The sequence below is a fragment of the Pontibacter cellulosilyticus genome (genome assembly GCF_014306105.1).
GTDB lineage: Bacteria > Bacteroidota > Bacteroidia > Cytophagales > Hymenobacteraceae > Pontibacter > Pontibacter cellulosilyticus.
In genome coordinates this window covers 1,519,906-1,537,534 of sequence record NZ_JACRVF010000001.1, presented here as the reverse complement: position 1 = coordinate 1,537,534, position 17,629 = coordinate 1,519,906, and the positions used below count along the sequence as shown (strand labels likewise).

Sequence of the window (17,629 nt, the reverse complement as noted above, 5' to 3'; positions counted from 1 at the left end):
TGTATGTGCCGCTACTTTTACCGAAGTAAAATTTATGCCACCACCTTATCCTGCTGCATTTGCAGTACCATATCTTCTACTGTCTTTTGGAGTGGCGTATAGTGCAGCCCAAGTTGTTGTTTACTCTTCGTTGCATTCAGTTTTAGCGAGTGCCCTACATTGCGCGTTATAAAACTACTGGTTAATCCAAACATCCAGCCCACCAGGTACAACATCATTTTCGGCGACTTCATCAAAGGCAGTTTATACTTGTTGCCAAACTTCTCTTTAACTAACTGGGTAATTTCATACACACCTGTGGTTCGTTCGGCTAGTATGTGCCTTCCTTCTGTCTGATTATTTTCCAATGCCAGCAAATGGGCTTTTGCCACGTCGCGTACATCTACAAAACCTAGCTGCAGTTCAGGAGCACCCAAGTAATATTTGCCTGTAAGTATGTCTTTCATAAAACTAAGGCTTTCTGAGTTGGAGGCATTGGATAGTGAAGGTCCTAAAACAAAGGATGGGTTTATGACCACCAGTTTCCAGGCTGATTGTGCATCGTGCATTTTCCAGGCCTCTTTTTCGGCCATTACTTTTGAATAGGAGTAGGGTTGGTGGGTGAGGGAGCTGGAGGTATTAAAGTGTTCTTCAGTAAACTCCTGTAAGCCCTGTTCTTTCATATCTATATTGTCTCCATGCACGGCCGCTACACTTGACGTAAGCACCACCTTTTTCACGCTACCGGACTGATTTGCTGCCTCTAATACATTTTGGGTGCCCTTCACCGCCGGATCTATCAGTTCTTTCTGCGCATCTTTAAAACGTAGCGTAAAAGGGGAGGCCATATGAATAATAGCATCGGCACCTTTGGCTGCTTCATTAAAAGAACCCTTTTTTAGTAGATCTGCTTCCCAAATCTCTAATTTCCCATTGCTTTGTTCCGCAGCAGCAGCAAGATGTGAATAACCTGTCTGTTTACTTTTATCACGAACGGTTAATCGTACTATGTAACCCTGCTCGAGCAGCATCTTTACTACCCACGATCCTATATAACCTGTTCCGCCTGTTACTAAAACTACTTTGTCCATATCTCTTTTATTTATACCGAACGTTCGGTCGGTATTATACTTAAATTTTTTTTGATTATACTTTTATAGCATTCCACGAAAACTCAATGGCATGCTGAATCTGGCTCTCTGGTTGCTCGAGCATGTTGTTCAACTGCATTTCAACTAAAGTGCTGATGTTGCCATGGATCAATTCTCCGATCAGTACAACTTCCATTTCTACAAAATGACCGGCTTTTATTCCCGCCTCAAAAAACTGGTAAACCTCCTGGTAATACTGCTGCGCTTCTGCTCTGGTGGTTTCGTTGATATAAGGCGAATAGTTTACCTGCTGTACAAAGCGGAAGGCCAGTGGATTGTTGATGTAGTACTCATAGATACTTTTCCAGAGGCTTATAAACTGTGACTTTACATTTTGTGATGGATGCAGGTTAGACTGTATGATGCGCTGGAAATCCTGCTTCGTGCTTAAATAAATTTGCTGTACGATCTCTTCCTTACTGGCAAAATGATGATAGATAGTACCTGTAGCCACGCCGCTCTCTTTCGCAATCTGCGACATTGGTGTTGCCTGAATGCTTTGGTTGGCAATCAACTCCAAGGTAGTGTGTAGTATTTTTTCTCGTTTTGTCATCCAGACCGAATAATCGTTCGGCACAAAGGTAAGTGTTTATTTTTATGTAGCAAAAAGAATTTAGAGAGCTGCCTTAGCATAGTATTATGTAGGGTAACAAGTATGGGTAAACAAAAAGAGCACACATTTCTGAGTGCTCCTGTTATACTTCAAAGTATAAATTATTTCGCCTTCTCTTCCAGCACCTGCCCATTGCGGTACACACGCGTTTTGATAACCTTGCCATCCGGGCTGTGGTATTTCCAGGTGCCGGTTTCGCGATTATTTCTGAATTGGCCTAAAACTTGTACCTTACCATCTTCAAAGTATTGCTTATAGGCTCCGAAGCGCAGGCCGTCTTTGTGATTGGTTTCTGATTTTAATTTGCCAGAAGGATAGTATTCGTAGCTCAGGCCAATAATTTTTCCATCCTCATACTTATACTTCTCTTTTACTTGTCCGTTTTCGTGGTAAACCAGTTTGTCGCCTACACGCTTATCATCTTTGTAGGTTTCGGAAACATGAACAGGCTTGCCCGGAGCATCATAATATTTTTTCCAGTTACCGTGCTTCTTCTTGTTTTTTGTTTGCTCCTCGGTTTGCAGGTTGCCAGAGGGGTAGTAGGTGATGCTTTTCAACTCTTCGCCGTTGCTGCTACCAATTACTTCTTCTTTTAGCTTGCCATCTTCGTAAAAGTACTGACCAGTGCCGTTAACGTTGCCATTTTTATAAGGAATGCTGCTACGCAACTTTCCGCTTTCATAATACGATTTGGCAGGGCCGTGCATTTTACCAGCTACAAAACTTCCTTCGGTACTTAGTTGGCCACTGCGGTAGTAACTCTTAAAGCTGCCGTTCTTCTGGCCAGCCTCATTCATAACCTCCGTCTGTAGCTGGCCATTGTCAAAGTATGTTCTGTAAGATCCCTCTATCATGCCATTGTTGTAGTTGGCTTCTGTCTCCAGTTTACCATTCGGGAAATATGTTTTAGCCGACCCATTCTGTTTACTGTCTTTGTAGGATATTTCCGACTTCAAACTGCCGCCGTCATAATACTCACGCACCTTGCCTTCCGGAAAACCTTTTACAAATTCCGTTTCCTTTTTAGTGGTGCCGTCGGGGTTATAGGTTTTAAAGATACCTGTCTGCTGGTCGTTTTCGTAGGTGCCTTCCTGTAGCAATTTGCCATTAGGGTGATACGCTTTAAAAGGCCCTTGCATTACGCCTTTAATGTAGTTTACCTGAAGTTTTACCTGTCCGTTCGGGTAATACTCGGTGTAAACGCTATCCTTTTTGCCTTCTACAAACTTTACCACAGCCTCTTTTTCACCGCCTATATAATAGCGGTTATAGTAGCCAACGATAGTAGAATCAGGCAGGAGCATCTGGTATACTTCCTTTACTGCACTTTGGTCCTGTGGGTGATAAGTGATGACTTTCGTTTGTGCACTTGCCATACTTTGGGCAAAGCAAAGCGCTACGATGAATGAAAGAAATCTATACATGTTGATGATGGTTTTAGAAAGTGACGGCTTATACTTTCTGGTTAATGATCTGTTTCGATACTAGTTTTAGAAAGGGATCCTGATCTTTTGAGAAGCTTTTGGCAAACTCCACTGCCTTTGCATGGTTCACATCACTCAGGCTCAGCAAAGCCCTTCTTATTACATACTTGTCTTTGTCGCGGTTTATCAGGTTAACAAGCAGCTTCTCCCGGTCCTCTACTTCAGTGTTTCGCAGCAGCTCGGCGATTTGCCACCTTGCCTGCGGCTGATCCGAAAAGATTGCCTTTCTCACAAACCTGAGCTTAGATTCCAGCTTGTCCTGTACATGCTGCAGCACCGTTCCCGATTCATTATCTATGGCAAGGGCATACACCAGCAACTGGGCCAGGTCGTGGTTAAACTCCTTATTCAGAAGATCTATCACTTCGTCTGCGGCTTTGTGCAGGTCATCCCAGTTCGGGTAATCTGCCTCCCATTCTCCTAAACCCCTATTTTCGGAATAATGCTCAGGCGTCATTCCTGCCCAATCCCAGAATCTGGCTACTTCAGTTTGTAACGACATTTGCTCTTTCGTATAGATGAACACCAAAACTATAGAAAACAGTTTAATGTGCAGATATAGGTATAAAAAAGAAGCCCTACGATTAACGTAAGGCTTCCTGCAAATTGTATGCCTGTCGGCAATTTATACTTTCTCGATAACGATAGAAGAGGCACCGCCACCGCCGTTGCAGATACCAGTAACACCAATTTTGCCACCTTTCTTATCAAGCACGTTGCAAAGCGTTACCAGGATACGCGCACCAGAGGCACCCAGTGGGTGACCAAGCGATACAGCACCACCGTAAACGTTTACGTTTCCGCCTTCCAGGCCAAGCTTCTGGTTGTTAGCAATAGACACTACCGAGAATGCTTCGTTAATCTCATAGAAATCAACTTCTTCAGGCGTTACACCGGCATTCTTAAGTGCTTTCGGTATAGCCAGTGATGGAGTAGTAGTGAACCAGATCGGGTCCTGCTCCGCATCTGCAAAGCCGCGGATTTTAGCAATCGGCTTCACACCAAGTTCTTCTGCTTTCTCTTTGCTCATGAGTACCAGCGCTGCGGCACCGTCATTCAGCGTAGAAGCATTGGCAGCTGTTACAGTACCTGCTTTATCAAACACAGGGCGTAGGCCAGCTATTTTGTCAAAGTTTACTTTTTTATACTCTTCGTCTTCGGAAACAACGATCGGGTCTTTGCCACGCTGCGGAATCTCAACTGGCACAATCTCATCTTTCAGGTAACCGGCATCGGCAGCAGCTGCCACTTTCTTATAAGAGTTAATGGCGTATTCATCCTGCATCTCACGTGTGATCTGCATTTCTTTAGCCGTGTTCTCAGCAGCATTACCCATATGGAAATCGTTGTAAACATCCCATAGGCCGTCCTTCAGCAAACCGTCAATCATTTGTCCGTGGCCCAGCTTTGCTCCGAAACGAGCTTTGTCGAGGTAGAAAGGCACATTACTCATGCTTTCCATACCACCTGCTACAATCACATCTTTATGACCAAGCATAATGGCTTGCGCGGCAAACATAACCGCTTTAGAGCCAGATGCGCAAACTTTATTTACAGTAGTACACTCTACTTCGTGGCCTAGTCCGGCAAACATAGCTGCCTGACGAGCTGGTGCCTGACCTACGTTTGCAGAGATCACGTTACCCATGATAACTTCCTGTACTAGGCTCTTGTCTACACCGGCTTTCTCTAGTGCACCTTTGATAGCCGCTGCACCAAGTTGTGTGGCGCTCATGCTGGCTAAAACACCACCAAAGCTGCCTATTGGCGTACGAACCGCCGAAATAATATATACTTCCTTTACTTGCATGTTATTGAATCGGGTTAATTTTAGTTGTGTGAAATTACCATGTTTCGAGCTTAAAACCAAACGTTCGTTAGCCTAGTGCAAACTAGCGGTTGATTGCTGGTTTCGATTGTTAATCGGGAGAATTGTAAAATAGTTTTCCGGTTAGATTTCTTTATGCCTCTGCACAAGCATATCAATTACTGAGCCTGCCACTATTAAACCAAACCCTGCTGGCATAGTCTATACCACCAGCAAATTGCCTCTATAACGGGCAAGGTGGTATTAATTATACTTCCCGTGAACTGTTTGGCAATAAAACAGCCTTTTACTAAAGTATGTTTTACAGGTATTTATACTTACTAGGTTATTACTATCTTTAAAGAATAAAACTTACCAACTAATCTATACTAATCATCAATTTCACCCGCAATGAGAAAATATTTATTGCTGGCAGCTATATGTGGTGCAGGCCTGATGCAGGCACAGGCACAGCAGCAAACTGCCAAAAAACCGCTCACGCACGACGTGTACGACAGCTGGAAAGGGGTATCAGGGGAGAAGATCTCCAATAACGGCAAGTATGTGCTGTTTAACGTGAACCCTCAGGAAGGCGACGGAGAACTGATCATTAAAAACTATATCAGTAATGCTGTTAAGCAGTACGACCGCGGTGGCAGAGCCGAGTTTACAAATGATAGCCGCTTTGCTGTTTTTGAGATCAAGCCGGAGTACCAGAAGGTGCGTGACCTTAAGCTAAAGAAAAAGAAGGCTGATGATCTACCAAAAGACTCGCTGGCCATTGTAAAGCTAGAGGATATGAGCGTGGTGAAGGTGCCGCGTGTAAAATCTTACAAGTTGCCGAAAGAGGGTAACGACTGGATTGCTTATCACCTGGAAAAACCGCTTCCGGAGAAAAAAGGAGCCAAGGCAGCAGACGCAAAGGCGGCAGGCGAGAAAAAAGAAGAAGCTAAAAAGCCGGCCTCTAAGCCACTGAAGCAAAATAAAAAGTATGCCGGTACCGAATTAGTGCTGCGTAACCTGCAGTCTGGCCAGGAGCACCGCTTTACAAGGGTAACAGATTACATTTTATCGGAGAAAGGCAATATGCTATACTTCGTGAAGGATGAGCTGGACTCATTGCATAAAGCAGGGGTGTATGCGTTCAGTATGGCAGACCTGAAGACAATGCCGATCGATACAGGTAAAGTTACTTACAAAAACATTAGCGCAGACAAAGCCGGTGAGCAGCTTGCTTTTGTTGCGACAACAGATACTGTGGGTGCCGAGATCCGTTACTTTAACCTCTACGGCTGGAACAAGAAGGATAACAAAGCCGCACTCTTAGCCGACACAGTTACGAAGAACATGCCGAAGGCGTGGATGGTGAGTGAGCACGGAAGGCTTAACTTTTCTGAAGACGGCAAGCGTCTGTTCTTTGGAACGTTCCCACGCCCAACGCGCTACGAAAAAGACACCACCAAGCTGGAGGAGGAGAAAGTAAGCCTGGACATCTGGACGTATCAGGATCCGCTTATCCAGCCGATGCAGCTAAAGAACAAAGACCGTGAACTGAAGCGTTCGTTCCTGGCTATGTACGACCTGAAGGGTAAGCGCATGCAGCAGCTGGCAACACTCGAAGTGCCGGATGTATACCTGGATGCTTATGGGCAAAGCGATGTGGCGCTGGGCGTGAGCGACGAGAAGTATAAAATCACTATCGGTTACGAAACTCCTACGCGCAAAGACGCTTACCTGATAGACCTGAAGAAAGGAACCAAGAAGCAGGTACTTTCAGAAACACGCGGCTATCCGCGCATGTCGCCGCAGGGCAATTACATTTACTGGTACGAGCCAACCGACAGCAGCTGGCATGCCATGAGCAGCAAAGGCGGAGCCAACATTAACCTGACCAAGCGTATCGGCCTGCCATTCTATGACGAGACCAACGACATACCTACTTTACCGGATGACTATGGTTTTGCCGGCTGGGTAGAAAAAGACAGCTACATGCTGGTGTACGACAAGCACGACATCTGGAAGCTGGACCCAAGTGGCAAGAAAGCTCCTGAAAACCTGACTGACAAGTATGGCCGCCAGAATAACCTGCGCCTGCGCTACGAGCAGTTGGACAGAGAGCAGAAGTTTATACCAGAGAATGCAGCTATTTATGTAAGTGGTTTTAACTACAAAACAAAGGCAGATTCATACTTCCGTGAGCATATCAGCAAGCAGGTTGCCCCGGAGAAATTGATCGGATCTGACCATGCTTATTCTGGCTTGAACAAAGCAAAAGATGCTGAACGCCTTACATTCCGTAGAGGTTCTTTCAGAGAATACAATGATATCTACGCTGCTGATGCCAACTTTAAGAATGTAGAGAAACTGAGCGAGGCTAACCCACAGATGAAAGATTACCTGTGGGGTAATGTGGAGCTGGTTGAGTGGAAATCTACAGACGGAATGCCTTTAGAAGGCTTGCTGTTTAAGCCGGAAAACTTTGATCCGAAGAAGAAATACCCGATGCTGGTATACTTTTACGAGCGTTCTTCTGATGGCCTACACACATACCGCACACCGGCTCCTAGTGCTTCTACGATCAACATTTCATACTATGTGAGTAACGGTTACCTGGTGTTTGTGCCGGATATTGTTTACATCGACGGTTACCCTGGCGAGAGCGCCATGGACTGTATCATACCTGGTGTTCAGAGCTTGGTGGCGCAAGGGTTTGTGGATGATAAGAACATGGCATTGCAGGGGCAGAGCTGGGGCGGTTACCAAATCGCCTATATGGTTACCCGCACGAATATGTTTAAGGCTGCTATGGCCGGTGCTCCGGTATCTAACATGACAAGTGCTTACGGTGGTATTCGTTGGGGTACAGGCATGAGCCGCCAGTTCCAGTACGAGCGCACCCAAAGCCGCATTGGCGGTACGCTGTGGGAGAAGCCGATGCAGTTTATCGAGAACTCGCCGCTATTCTTCGCTGATCGTGTAAGAACACCGCTGCTGATCATGCACAACGACCAGGACGGTGCTGTGCCGTGGTACCAGGGAATAGAGTATTTTATGGCTCTACGTCGCCTGAACCGCCCTGTTTGGATGCTGGTATACAACGGCGAAGACCACAATCTGGTGCAGCGTAAAAACCGTAAAGACCTATCGGTGCGTATGGCTCAGTTCTTTGACCATTACCTGAAAGGTGAGCCAATGCCTGTTTGGATGAAGCAGGGCGTGCCATCTGTTGTAAAAGGCAAAGAGTATGGTTTTGAGTTGGTAGAGCCGCAGCCAGAGGTTGCCGGCGAAGCAAAAGAGTAATTTAAATATACTAGTAACAAGAAAGGGAGCAAGTGTGTACTTGCTCCCTTTTCTATTTAGGAGATTTTCACATCTGAAATAACGATGCTCACAAATTAAATTTATTAATATAAGTTTATTTAATTTGATTATTGTAAGTTTGTAGAAGCTTATTTTACAATTAACACGTTAACATTTTTCTACAAAACTATGAATACCCAATTAATTGATTCAAGCCTTATTGTTTTGTCCATTCTTGGAGCATGGCTATTTTCAAACTATTTATTCCGAACAAGAGAGACAAACATTAAGCGATTGCCTTTGCTCCTGATGCTGTTCGGAGGTTTGTGGACCGCATCTAATTGGTTAGGCCATTTGATTGCCGTTTCAATCGTAAATATTAAGGTAATGTTGGCAGGCTCTTTTGTTTACACGTACCACTTTTACTCATTGATGATGATGGGGGCCGCTTTTTTAACTTTTAGCCTGTTTCAGCTTGGTGCCATAACAAGGGTTACGCGTGGTCAGATTGGTGCCAAGAAGCAACTGCGAAATGTAAGCTGGCTAATTATACTTTTAAGTGCTCCTATCTTTCCGTTAAATCCGATTGGGTTATTGCCGGTAATTTCTTCGGTTCTTATACTTGTTACGATGGCAGTTGTAAGAAAACAACTATCCAGTCTAGTTCAAAATGTTTTTATTAACACAGAAGGTACAGTAGCTACTTAATAACAGAATAAAATCACTTATAGGTAAAAGGGGTAGCAGCTAAAATTGCTCCCCCTTTTTTATTCAGAAAACAAACATCTGCAGAAGCAAGTATAAGGATAGCACTATATATTAAATGTGGTTATGAAACACTTTATCATATTACTAGCTGGCCTTGCACTTGCTTTGTCTTCCTGCACAGTATCGTCATCTGAAACTGAGGCGGATTTAGGAAACGAAGTATACGGTGAGATTGCTCCCATAGACTCCATCGACCGAGTTTTCTCTTTTAAAGGTGCACAGGTAACAGGTGTTACTATAAGCGAAGACGGCCGTATGTTTGCCAACTTTCCGAGATGGCGTGAAGGAGTTACTTTTTCTGTAGTAGAGGTACTGGATAACGGCACCTTTGTGCAATACCCCAGCCCTGACTGGAACACCTGGACCGGAGAGCCAAAGCCAAATCAGTTTACTTGTGTGCAATCGGTGATAGCGCATAAAGGTTCATTGTTTGTACTCGATCCATCTAACCCTATGATGCAGGGCGTGGTGGGAAATGCTACCCTATATGAGTTTGACCTGGCATCAAACAAGCTAAAGAATAAGTGGGAGTTTGACAGAAGTATAGCTCCAGAAAAATCATACTTGAATGACTTGCGGGTAGATGATCAGAACCAGAAAATTTACATAACCGACTCTGGGATGGGGGCACTTGTTATACTTGATCTTGCAACAGGTAAAGCTCGGCGCATTCTGGAGCAGCATCCATCTACCAAAGCTGAAAACATAACCCTGAAAATTGATGGCAAAAAATGGCTCCAAAACGGGAAACAGCCACAGATTCACTCTGACGGAATAGCGTTAAATCAGGAAGAAGGCTATTTATATTACCACGCCTTAACCGGCTATACTTTGTACAGAATTCCAACAACTGCCTTAAACAACACCAGCTTAAGCAGCGAAGCTTTAGGCAAACAGGTAGAGAACCTCGGTAAAACGCCAGCCCCCGACGGAATGATATTTGACAAGCGCGGCAACCTATATATGGCTGATCTGGAAAACAACGCCATCGTGTACCGCACACCAACTGGTGAAATAAAGCAACTGATACAGGGAGAACAGATAAGTTGGGCCGACACATTTACAATTTACCAGGACAACTTATACTTTACAGCTTCACGCATACACGAGGCTGGGCCAGAGGTAAACAGAATGGTATTTAGTATTTACAAAGTGCCTCTAACGCCATTTGTGCAGTAATAGCGAGGCCAAAAGTAAAAAAGCCACTACAGTAAAAACTGTAATGGCTTTTTTGCTAAAAGAGGTGTGCTTACCTACTTCATTTTTTTCATGTTGGCAGGTTTGATCTCACCGCATGCAACTGGCAATGTTGCCCAGTATTGGCCATTTACAGTCATACCGTGCAATACAATCACGTTGTTCTGTAGTGGCAGCATGTCTGCTGTAACCTCGAAGGTTCTTGTGTAGTTAATGGTGCCGTTAGGTGCAGTTGGGAATGGGGTAAGCGGTTGTAAAATAGGACCATAAAAAGGCGCGCCTTCACCTAGCTCAATTAAACCATCTCCGTCAGTATCTGCAGATGGAGGTGGGCAAACTGCATTTTTGTTGCTGTCCATAAAACCATGGATGTGCTGCGGATGCAACTGATTAGGCTCAAGTCCGCTTGCCATGATGTGCACAGTTACCATATCACCTTCCAGCGTTAAAGTTGCTGTACCCATTACGCCAGACCCATTCAGAGCCATGATGTCAGCAGTATAAGTTTTGCTCAGGTTAAACGATTTGTTGCGGTGTGCATCCTGGCTTGCCTGAGCATTAAGCGACGCATCAGGAGAAATCTCTTCAGACTCGCAGGCAGAAAATGCAAATAGAGAACATATGGCCACAGCAGAGGCAGCGCTACGTAGGAAATTTTTCATAGTGTTTATATTTTTTTGATTCGAACTACTTACGCTTTATAACCAGCTAATTAGCCAGATGCACCATATTTGCTGGTGGGAGTATGGTTTAAGTAAGAGAGCGTCAGAAAATAATAAGCGAATGAAAAATCCAGTTTTTAAAACAGCAGCTAAAAGAGCTTATAATTTATAGTCGGGCAGGCTGGTTAGTAGTTGCGAAGTGCGGGCAAACTGACCGGTGCCAAAAGCTACTTCTTTACCCTTGTCGTTGAAAAGCGTGGCCTCTGCGATGTAAAGATTTTTGCCCTGTGACCTGAGCTTACCTACTGCTTTTACTGTACCGCCGTTTACCGGCCGAACCAGATTTAGCTGAAAGGAAGACGTAACGATAAACACATCACGAACAACAGAGGCTACTGCAAAATAAGCGGCATCATCCAGCAGTTTAAAGTATAGCGCACCGTGCATGGCATTGGCTCCATGGAAATAGGCCGGAACTATGGGCAGGGAAATCTCCGCCTGGCTGTGAGTGACTGTGATAGTGCTGCCGCTGATCGTATTCTGAATCCTGGCGCTGTGGTAAAGATGCTCCAACGCGCGGTAATGTAGTTCTGGCTCCATAAGGTGTTTATTTTTTAAAGACAAGTATAGAAAACGATGGGTAATAGCAGGTACTTATTTCTGATTTAATGTTTAATGCGCTACTTTCGCCTGCCAATCTGAAGACAATGAGCTATAAATATGGAGTAGGTATTGCCCACCTGGAGTTCTGGGTAAAGGATCTGGAAGAATCAATTTTGTTTTACAGCAAGCTATTCCCGATGATAGGATGGTATGCCTTAAACCGGACATCATATAGTTGCGGCGCACACGAGATTTACTTTAAAGAGATGCCGGTTGCCTTGCATCCTAGCCTGGGGGTACGCCATATTTGCTTTCATGCCAAAAGCCGCGAGGTGGTAGATAAAGTAGGAGAGTGGCTGCAAAGTATAAACGCAGACATTATCCGTGGGCCTCAGCCAATGCCGCAATATGATAACAGCTATTATACCGTAGACTTCCGAGACCCAAACGGCTTTGTGCTGGAGGTAACGCACATGCCTGACATTGAGCTATAAAAGAATAGCCTGCACTTCTAAAAGCACAGGCTACTCAAAAAAACAGGAAAACTATTAAAATTGAAAATCACGCATCTGCTTACATACATTAGTTTGCAAGCAGGACATTCGGGATTTAAGGGTAATTATTTCTTTACTGGGCAATTAAACCGCTGCCCGCTTTATAGTTTGCTACTACCCGTGCTTTAACTGCGGCAACATCAATGCCGGCACGTTCCATTTTATCTATTGCAGCTTCTTCTATCAGGTCCTTTAATTGGGTGAGACAGGAATCAAATTCAGTATGTGTGCCCATTAGCAGACACAAATCCTGCTCAATCTCCAGCCAGGTAGAAATATCCGCGTGGTTATGCTGTATCTGTACTTCCAGTTTATCAAGTGCATTGGCAACTTTAGCTTCGTAAGTCTGCTTTTCTTCGAATTCGTACCACAGTTCGTAGACATGCTGCCCGATTCCGTTACCTAGTCGGGTGCGCAGGTTTTCAATCGCCTGCTTCTCTTTCTCTTGCTTTAGTTCTTTAGCCTTCGCCGTAGTTACCTCAAACGCCGGAATATCGCCAGCCTCAGCTTCTACCAGATCATGTACAATCACCATTTTAAGGGCGCGAGCCGTATTCAGGTCTTTATCCAGGTATGGCTCCAGCAAAACAACCATCAGCGACATACGCCAGGTATGCTCTGCCACACTTTCCTGGCGGCCACTGGATAGCCAGCTGTGCCTTAATTCATATTTCAGCTTCTCTGCAAGCGACAGTACCTCAAGTACATTCTTTAGCGCGTTCTTCATGGGGCAGCAGTTGTTATAAATCTGATAGATGTTCTGTACAAATTTAACAAGCTACCTTAAATCATGTAATGTCGTTTGTCTTGTAATAACTGCTGTATGGCTGGCAATTCTGCAACTGCTGCTGATGCTGCTTTTAATCAGTGCAGGTACGGCATCAAATGCTTTAAATTTAAGCCCCCACCTGCACCGTTCTAAGCTCCTTTACACGCTCCTCAAAATAGGTTGTTGGTTTACCTTCGCCTTCTGTGGCTACATCTCCGAACAGAGTCATTAAATCTAGGCTGTGCTCTACCCGCTGCCCTTTTTTGATATTTATATAGGCAAACCTGGACCAGATAACTGCCAGTACAGCTCCGGTTTCTTTGTCTAGCATTTGGCATTCTGTAATCAGGTTAGAAGCATCGTAATGCATCAGGCATGTTTTGATCTTTACCCACTCCATAAACTTAACCTCGCGGATATAAGCGATCTGGTTAGAAGCAACTACCCAGGCATTACCTGTTTGCTTGATGTGGCCATAAATGTCTAAGCCATAGTATTCACGCACCTGGTCTTCGCGTGCGTTCAAAAAATAATCAATGTAACGGCCGTTGTTCAGGTGCCCGAAAGGGTCACAGTCTTCAAAACGGATTAGCACATCGCTTTCGAGGTATTTGGGTAAATCTTTTTCTAGCTTCATAGTTTTTACATTTATAAACCGATTGGTCTTTTTTGTGATAAAAAAATTATACTTTAAGTTCTGATGCTATTATCTGTTCCAGGTGCTGAAGAACAATATTGAGGTATTTGGTATCGCCGTAGGCTTTGGATACCATTATGCCACCTTCAACCACACTTATAAAAAGCACTGCAAAGCGTTCGGCATCAACGTCTGCCTTAAATTCGCCCTGTTTTATCCCTTGGCTTACAATGTTTGCAACTGCCTTGTGCAACCTGTTCAACACTTTAACCACGCTTGCCCTCAACTGCTGATTTGTATCATCGGCCTCTACAGAAGTATTAAGTACAGGGCAACCACCAATAATAGGTGGAGTAAGCAGGTAGTTTCGGTAAAAGGTAAGTAAGGCATCTAGTTTAGAAGTTGCCGAAGTATGGGCAGCTAATTTTTCTGCGATAAGCCTTGTGAGGAAGCTGGTGGCATGTTCAAAAGCAGCCAGGGCAATTTCTTCTTTGCTCTCAAAGTGGCCGTAAATTCCGCCTTTTGTTAAACCAGTGGCAGCCATAATATCCTGCATAGAAGTGCCGGCAAATCCTTTCTGGTTAAAAAGATGTGCTGCTTTTTCGATGATCAGCTGGCGAGTGCGCTCCGCTTTAGATGTTACTGCTTCCATACGTATGGTTCAAAATAAACCAATCGGTTTATAAAAAACAAATGTAAAGTATGTAATGGGGAGTTGAGGCTTTAAGAGTTAGGTGAAGTATTTACTGTATAAGCAAATTATAAACCGCCACTGGCTAAGCACTGCTACCAGTCAGGCTTAGACCTATCAGGTTTCTTGGTTGCTTTCTTGGGCAGTTGTTGTATGTACTGCATTTCATCGTTGCGCATAGCGTCGAGCAAAAGCTTGGCCCGCTCCGGACTAATATTAGCATTCTGCAGGCGGCTGCGCTGCGTCTGTGCCCTAATATCAGCTTCCGTTATGTTCTCTCCACTGGTGCTACGTTGTTGCTGCTCCGGGTTAAACTGGCTGTCTAAGTTGGATCCTTCCTTGTCCCCGGGCTGATTACCAGACGCCTGCTCTTTTTCCTGTTGCTGAGGAGGCTGCTCGTTTTCTTTGCCAGAAGATCCCCCTTTGCCTTTCTGTCCGTTTTTGTCTGGCTGTGGCTGTTCTACCTCCTCCTCAGTGTCACCTGATTCATCAGGCTTTTTCTTTGGCTGTGGTTCTTCCTCAGCAGGTGGGGGCAGAGCAGTGCTGTCTTCCTGCAGCTGTTCTGGCTCAGGAAGCTCTTGTTTAGGTAACTCAGCTTTTTCCGGATGCAGGTCCAGGTATTTTTTTAGCAGTTCATAATTATAGCGTGCTGCCTCGTTGCCGGGGTTCGCAATTAGGGCCTGCTTGTAAAGTATAAGCGCCTGTTTATATTTTTTCTGTTTTGTGTGGATGTTGCCAAGTTGCAAGTGCACGATAGAGCGCAAATGAGAAGCTGGGTTGTCAGCCAAGAGTCTGTATTGCTGCAATGCTTCTGTAAGTCTGTTTGCCTGGTAGTAAGTATGGGCCAGGTTTAGCCTTATCTGGTCGTCATTTACCTCCAGGTCGTTTAGCAGGTATTCGTAGGCAACAATAGCCTCCTGGTACTCCTGTTGTTTATAAGCCGCAGCAGCAATAGCAGTATACTCATTGATTTGGGATATGGTGCGCAAGCCGCCTCCAAGTATACTTACCAAGAATATCGTTAACATCAATCCCTTCATATCCTAACAACTTTAACAGCTATTAAAACATCGAGCAAGATCAAGATAAGTGCCAGAGCTAGCGGGTAAATATACTTGTTAGCCGTAACGTCCACTGTTTTGCTCTCGCGCAGTTCACCTTCTATGTTATTGATGGCACTTATAAGCCTGCTTACCTCACTTACCCTGTTGTTCACCTCAAAATACTGCCCATCGGTGAGTTCTGCCAATTGGTTTAGTGGTCCCGGATTTAAGGAAGATGTTACAATACGACCTTTTTTGTCGCGCTTATAACCACGGCTAGTTGGGATGCGGCTGCCCTCTAATGTGCCAATGCCCAAGGTATATACACGCACATTTTGCTCGCGCAGCTGTTCTGCAAGCTGCTCCACGTCTGCTCCAAACGATTCTCCATCGCTGATCAGCACCAGTACTTTTGCCTTTTGTTCTTCGGCCTCAGCAGGGGTTGTAGAGGTGAATTTATCTAAGGTTAGTTGCAGTACTGGCGCATAGTCGGTGCCGGAATAGGGGAGTAGGCTGGTGCGAAGCGTTTGTGTGTAAAGCTGCAGTGCGTTCTGGTCGTAAGTGAGTGGGCTGTGCAGGTATGCCTCGTTAGAGAACACGATTAAACCTATCTTGTCGGAGTTAAAACGTTTGATCAACCGCTGTATCTCGTGCTTTGCTTTATCAAGGCGCGAAGGCTGCACATCCGTGGCGTTCATAGACTGCGACAGGTCTACGGCAATATAAAGATCTTTACCGATTGTTTTGATCTCTTTTTTCATGGCACCAAAAGAAGGCCCAAGTATGGCTATGATGATCAGGGCTACATACACATGCCTTAGCAGGAACTTAAACCACACTACGTGCGGACGCTGGTTAAAAAACGCAGCTACTTTTCTGACACGCAATAGATACCCGATGTACAGCACAAAAAACAGTGAGCCGAACAGAATCTCGAGTATTGTGATGGTTTGGTACCAGGTCATGTAAAAAAGAAATGAGCAGCAACTCTATAATTTACTATGGCTGCCAATCACAAATATACTAAAAGAACGGCTATTAAATGCTGCATTCAGGAGCTTTGAGGACAGGTTTTGGCAATTGCTGCCTGAAAATTCCTCCTTAGTATTAGTCTGTTTGAAAAAAGATAAAATTTTTTTTGCAAAAAGAAGCCTAGGCAAGCTGAATATTATCAATTAGTTATACTTGGAGAGCGATTTTATGTACTGGTTTCAAGCTTATTTTTTAGGGTATGCTATTGCACTGTTAAGGGTAATGTTGTATGTTTGCAATCTCTTTAGCAGGAAGAGTCCCGGAGGGGTGGGTGAGTGGCTGAAACCAGCAGTTTGCTAAACTGCCGTACTCGTAAGGGTACCGGGGGTTCGAATCCCCCCTCCTCCGCAAGCGAAAATATTTTAAAAATGTTTTGACTATTTAGAATAATCGCTTACTTTTGCACCGCAATCAACAATAACAGCGCCACAAGCGCTTCCGGAGTTGAAAGCATAGTTCGGGGTGTAGCGTAGCCCGGTATCGCGCCACATTTGGGATGTGGAGGTCGTAGGTTCGAATCCTGCCACCCCGACTTAAAAATTTCGGAAGCAATTCCGAAATTTTTTGTTTAAGGGTAGAGCATCGCTCTCCTGAAAACGCTGGTCTCGTAGCTCAGCTGGATAGAGCAACTGCCTTCTAAGCAGTAGGTCTTTGGTTCGAATCCAAACGGGATCACTGAAAAGCCCCTCTAGGTTTACTAGAGGGGCTTTTTTGTTTTTGCACAAATGCCTACTGATCATTCTCCGTTTTTATACAGTAGCCAATCCAAGGCGAATTCTTCGTCTATAAAAAACCTAAACTCAAACACTTCATTTTGTTCACGAGTTGTTCGAGTAATTTTCTCTAATAGGCTTTCAGAATCTAGAAGTAGTAAACTGCGGGGTGCCTCGATGCGTGCATATTTTATAAGCGAAGATTTTACGACGTTAGGTATGAAATAGTCAAATACCCATCTAGCATCTTGGAGTGTAGTATAGTGAAAGACCTTTGCATTACTAAGCCACTTTTTTGGTTGTAAGGCACTTATTACATTTAAAAGAGAGAGGTATTTGTTTTTTAATACTTCTCCTTGTATGTGCTCCTTCCAGTGAACATAAATCAAAGATTGCTTTTCAGCATATTCCACACGATAATAACTGTCTTCTTCAATAAGTTTGCTGTCAAAGTTTTTCATCAAATATTGTTAATAGGATGCTAAACTAATAAACCTAATATAGGAAAAAAACATTGCATTTCAAATATAGGATGCTAGCCATGCAGGAGAACTTAAAGAGGGAATTTAGGATAAGAAACTATAATCTAGTAACATAGAAATAGCCCACCATAAGGCTCAGGTGGG

17 protein-coding genes and 3 tRNA genes are annotated in these 17,629 nt (G+C 44.3%); 7 read left to right on the top strand and 13 right to left on the bottom strand.

Features of this window, described 5'->3' with window-relative positions; translation table 11 throughout:
* Window positions 1–32 precede the first annotated feature (32 nt).
* The 5 genes from H8S84_RS06590 to H8S84_RS06570 form a co-directional block, all read right to left on the bottom strand.
* The gene (locus tag H8S84_RS06590) at window positions 33–1,070 is read right to left on the bottom strand and encodes an SDR family oxidoreductase (protein WP_187066442.1); all 1,038 of its coding nucleotides are present in this window, start codon (window positions 1,068–1,070) and stop codon (window positions 33–35) included.
* A gap of 55 nt (window positions 1,071–1,125) precedes the next feature.
* Window positions 1,126–1,707: a TetR/AcrR family transcriptional regulator gene (locus H8S84_RS06585; protein ID WP_187066441.1), complete on the bottom strand. Its 582-nt coding sequence runs from the start codon at window positions 1,705–1,707 to the stop codon at window positions 1,126–1,128.
* A 137-nt stretch (window positions 1,708–1,844) separates the two neighbouring features.
* A complete protein-coding gene (locus H8S84_RS06580; protein ID WP_187066440.1) occupies window positions 1,845–3,167 on the bottom strand; it encodes a toxin-antitoxin system YwqK family antitoxin in 1,323 nt (440 codons plus the stop codon).
* Between the two features lie 28 nt (window positions 3,168–3,195).
* On the bottom strand, window positions 3,196–3,729 hold the full coding sequence (locus H8S84_RS06575; protein ID WP_187066439.1) for a HEAT repeat domain-containing protein: 534 nt from the start codon (window positions 3,727–3,729) through the stop codon (window positions 3,196–3,198).
* Between the two features lie 123 nt (window positions 3,730–3,852).
* The gene (locus H8S84_RS06570) at window positions 3,853–5,037 is read right to left on the bottom strand and encodes an acetyl-CoA C-acyltransferase (protein ID WP_187066438.1); all 1,185 of its coding nucleotides are present in this window, start codon (window positions 5,035–5,037) and stop codon (window positions 3,853–3,855) included.
* 408 nt (window positions 5,038–5,445) lie between these two features.
* Between H8S84_RS06570 and H8S84_RS06565 the strand changes: the two genes are divergently transcribed.
* The 3 genes from H8S84_RS06565 to H8S84_RS06555 all read left to right on the top strand — a co-directional run bounded on the left by H8S84_RS06565 (window position 5,446) and on the right by H8S84_RS06555 (window position 10,281).
* Window positions 5,446–8,334 (top strand): alpha/beta hydrolase family protein, encoded by a 2,889-nt coding sequence (locus tag H8S84_RS06565; RefSeq protein ID WP_187066437.1) that lies wholly within the window; start codon window positions 5,446–5,448, stop codon window positions 8,332–8,334.
* Window positions 8,335–8,523: 189 nt separating this feature from the next.
* Window positions 8,524–9,042 (top strand): hypothetical protein, encoded by a 519-nt coding sequence (locus H8S84_RS06560; protein ID WP_187066436.1) that lies wholly within the window; start codon window positions 8,524–8,526, stop codon window positions 9,040–9,042.
* Between the two features lie 123 nt (window positions 9,043–9,165).
* Window positions 9,166–10,281 carry an L-dopachrome tautomerase-related protein gene (locus H8S84_RS06555; protein ID WP_187066435.1) on the top strand — a complete coding sequence of 372 codons (1,116 nt, stop codon included), beginning with the start codon at window positions 9,166–9,168 and terminating at the stop codon, window positions 10,279–10,281.
* Between the two features lie 74 nt (window positions 10,282–10,355).
* On the opposite strand, the gene H8S84_RS06550 is transcribed toward H8S84_RS06555, so the two are convergent.
* Window positions 10,356–10,961, bottom strand: coding sequence for a hypothetical protein (locus tag H8S84_RS06550; RefSeq protein WP_187066434.1), 606 nt, complete (start codon window positions 10,959–10,961; stop codon window positions 10,356–10,358).
* A 159-nt stretch (window positions 10,962–11,120) separates the two neighbouring features.
* On the bottom strand, window positions 11,121–11,561 hold the full coding sequence (locus tag H8S84_RS06545) for a PaaI family thioesterase (protein WP_187066433.1): 441 nt from the start codon (window positions 11,559–11,561) through the stop codon (window positions 11,121–11,123).
* Between the two features lie 107 nt (window positions 11,562–11,668).
* On the opposite strand from H8S84_RS06545, the gene H8S84_RS06540 reads away from it, so the two are divergent.
* Window positions 11,669–12,058, top strand: a complete 390-nt coding sequence (locus tag H8S84_RS06540) for a VOC family protein (RefSeq protein ID WP_187066432.1) — start codon at window positions 11,669–11,671, stop codon at window positions 12,056–12,058.
* Between the two features lie 133 nt (window positions 12,059–12,191).
* Here the strand turns inward: H8S84_RS06540 and H8S84_RS06535 are convergent, their stop codons facing one another.
* From H8S84_RS06535 to H8S84_RS06515, 5 genes are all read right to left on the bottom strand, one after another.
* Complete coding sequence (locus H8S84_RS06535) at window positions 12,192–12,845, bottom strand: HD domain-containing protein (protein WP_187066431.1); 654 nt, start codon at window positions 12,843–12,845, stop codon at window positions 12,192–12,194.
* A 169-nt stretch (window positions 12,846–13,014) separates the two neighbouring features.
* On the bottom strand, window positions 13,015–13,524 hold the full coding sequence (locus H8S84_RS06530) for an acyl-CoA thioesterase (protein WP_187066430.1): 510 nt from the start codon (window positions 13,522–13,524) through the stop codon (window positions 13,015–13,017).
* 46 nt (window positions 13,525–13,570) lie between these two features.
* Window positions 13,571–14,176, bottom strand: a complete 606-nt coding sequence (locus tag H8S84_RS06525; RefSeq protein WP_187066429.1) for a TetR/AcrR family transcriptional regulator — start codon at window positions 14,174–14,176, stop codon at window positions 13,571–13,573.
* A gap of 134 nt (window positions 14,177–14,310) precedes the next feature.
* A complete protein-coding gene (locus H8S84_RS06520) occupies window positions 14,311–15,243 on the bottom strand; it encodes a tetratricopeptide repeat protein (protein ID WP_230407054.1) in 933 nt (310 codons plus the stop codon).
* Between the two features lie 8 nt (window positions 15,244–15,251).
* Window positions 15,252–16,223, bottom strand: a complete 972-nt coding sequence (locus tag H8S84_RS06515) for a vWA domain-containing protein (protein ID WP_187066427.1) — start codon at window positions 16,221–16,223, stop codon at window positions 15,252–15,254.
* A 328-nt stretch (window positions 16,224–16,551) separates the two neighbouring features.
* On the opposite strand from H8S84_RS06515, the gene H8S84_RS06510 reads away from it, so the two are divergent.
* The 3 genes from H8S84_RS06510 to H8S84_RS06500 all read left to right on the top strand — a co-directional run bounded on the left by H8S84_RS06510 (window position 16,552) and on the right by H8S84_RS06500 (window position 16,965).
* A tRNA-Ser gene (locus tag H8S84_RS06510) sits at window positions 16,552–16,638 on the top strand.
* Window positions 16,639–16,748: 110 nt separating this feature from the next.
* A tRNA-Pro gene (locus tag H8S84_RS06505) sits at window positions 16,749–16,822 on the top strand.
* Between the two features lie 69 nt (window positions 16,823–16,891).
* Window positions 16,892–16,965 (top strand) — tRNA-Arg (locus H8S84_RS06500).
* Between the two features lie 61 nt (window positions 16,966–17,026).
* On the opposite strand, the gene H8S84_RS06495 is transcribed toward H8S84_RS06500, so the two are convergent.
* Window positions 17,027–17,464, bottom strand: coding sequence for a hypothetical protein (locus H8S84_RS06495; RefSeq protein ID WP_187066426.1), 438 nt, complete (start codon window positions 17,462–17,464; stop codon window positions 17,027–17,029).
* Window positions 17,465–17,629: the final 165 nt, after the last annotated feature.

Excerpts from the sequence above, each read along its gene's own strand:
- H8S84_RS06545 (WP_187066433.1), bottom strand. The coding sequence starts at position 11,561 with ATGGAGCCAGAACTACATTACCGCGCGTTGGAGCATCTTTACCACAGC.
- H8S84_RS06525 (WP_187066429.1), bottom strand. The coding sequence starts at position 14,176 with ATGGAAGCAGTAACATCTAAAGCGGAGCGCACTCGCCAGCTGATCATC.
- H8S84_RS06570 (WP_187066438.1), bottom strand. The coding sequence starts at position 5,037 with ATGCAAGTAAAGGAAGTATATATTATTTCGGCGGTTCGTACGCCAATA.
- H8S84_RS06530 (WP_187066430.1), bottom strand. The coding sequence starts at position 13,524 with ATGAAGCTAGAAAAAGATTTACCCAAATACCTCGAAAGCGATGTGCTA.
- H8S84_RS06575 (WP_187066439.1), bottom strand. The coding sequence starts at position 3,729 with ATGTCGTTACAAACTGAAGTAGCCAGATTCTGGGATTGGGCAGGAATG.
- H8S84_RS06515 (WP_187066427.1), bottom strand. The coding sequence starts at position 16,223 with ATGACCTGGTACCAAACCATCACAATACTCGAGATTCTGTTCGGCTCA.
- H8S84_RS06520 (WP_230407054.1), bottom strand. The coding sequence starts at position 15,243 with ATGTTAACGATATTCTTGGTAAGTATACTTGGAGGCGGCTTGCGCACC.
- H8S84_RS06495 (WP_187066426.1), bottom strand. The coding sequence starts at position 17,464 with ATGAAAAACTTTGACAGCAAACTTATTGAAGAAGACAGTTATTATCGT.
- H8S84_RS06590 (WP_187066442.1), bottom strand. The coding sequence starts at position 1,070 with ATGGACAAAGTAGTTTTAGTAACAGGCGGAACAGGTTATATAGGATCG.
- H8S84_RS06560 (WP_187066436.1), top strand. The coding sequence starts at position 8,524 with ATGAATACCCAATTAATTGATTCAAGCCTTATTGTTTTGTCCATTCTT.
- H8S84_RS06535 (WP_187066431.1), bottom strand. The coding sequence starts at position 12,845 with ATGAAGAACGCGCTAAAGAATGTACTTGAGGTACTGTCGCTTGCAGAG.
- H8S84_RS06580 (WP_187066440.1), bottom strand. The coding sequence starts at position 3,167 with ATGTATAGATTTCTTTCATTCATCGTAGCGCTTTGCTTTGCCCAAAGT.
- H8S84_RS06555 (WP_187066435.1), top strand. The coding sequence starts at position 9,166 with ATGAAACACTTTATCATATTACTAGCTGGCCTTGCACTTGCTTTGTCT.
- H8S84_RS06565 (WP_187066437.1), top strand. The coding sequence starts at position 5,446 with ATGAGAAAATATTTATTGCTGGCAGCTATATGTGGTGCAGGCCTGATG.
- H8S84_RS06550 (WP_187066434.1), bottom strand. The coding sequence starts at position 10,961 with ATGAAAAATTTCCTACGTAGCGCTGCCTCTGCTGTGGCCATATGTTCT.
- H8S84_RS06540 (WP_187066432.1), top strand. The coding sequence starts at position 11,669 with ATGAGCTATAAATATGGAGTAGGTATTGCCCACCTGGAGTTCTGGGTA.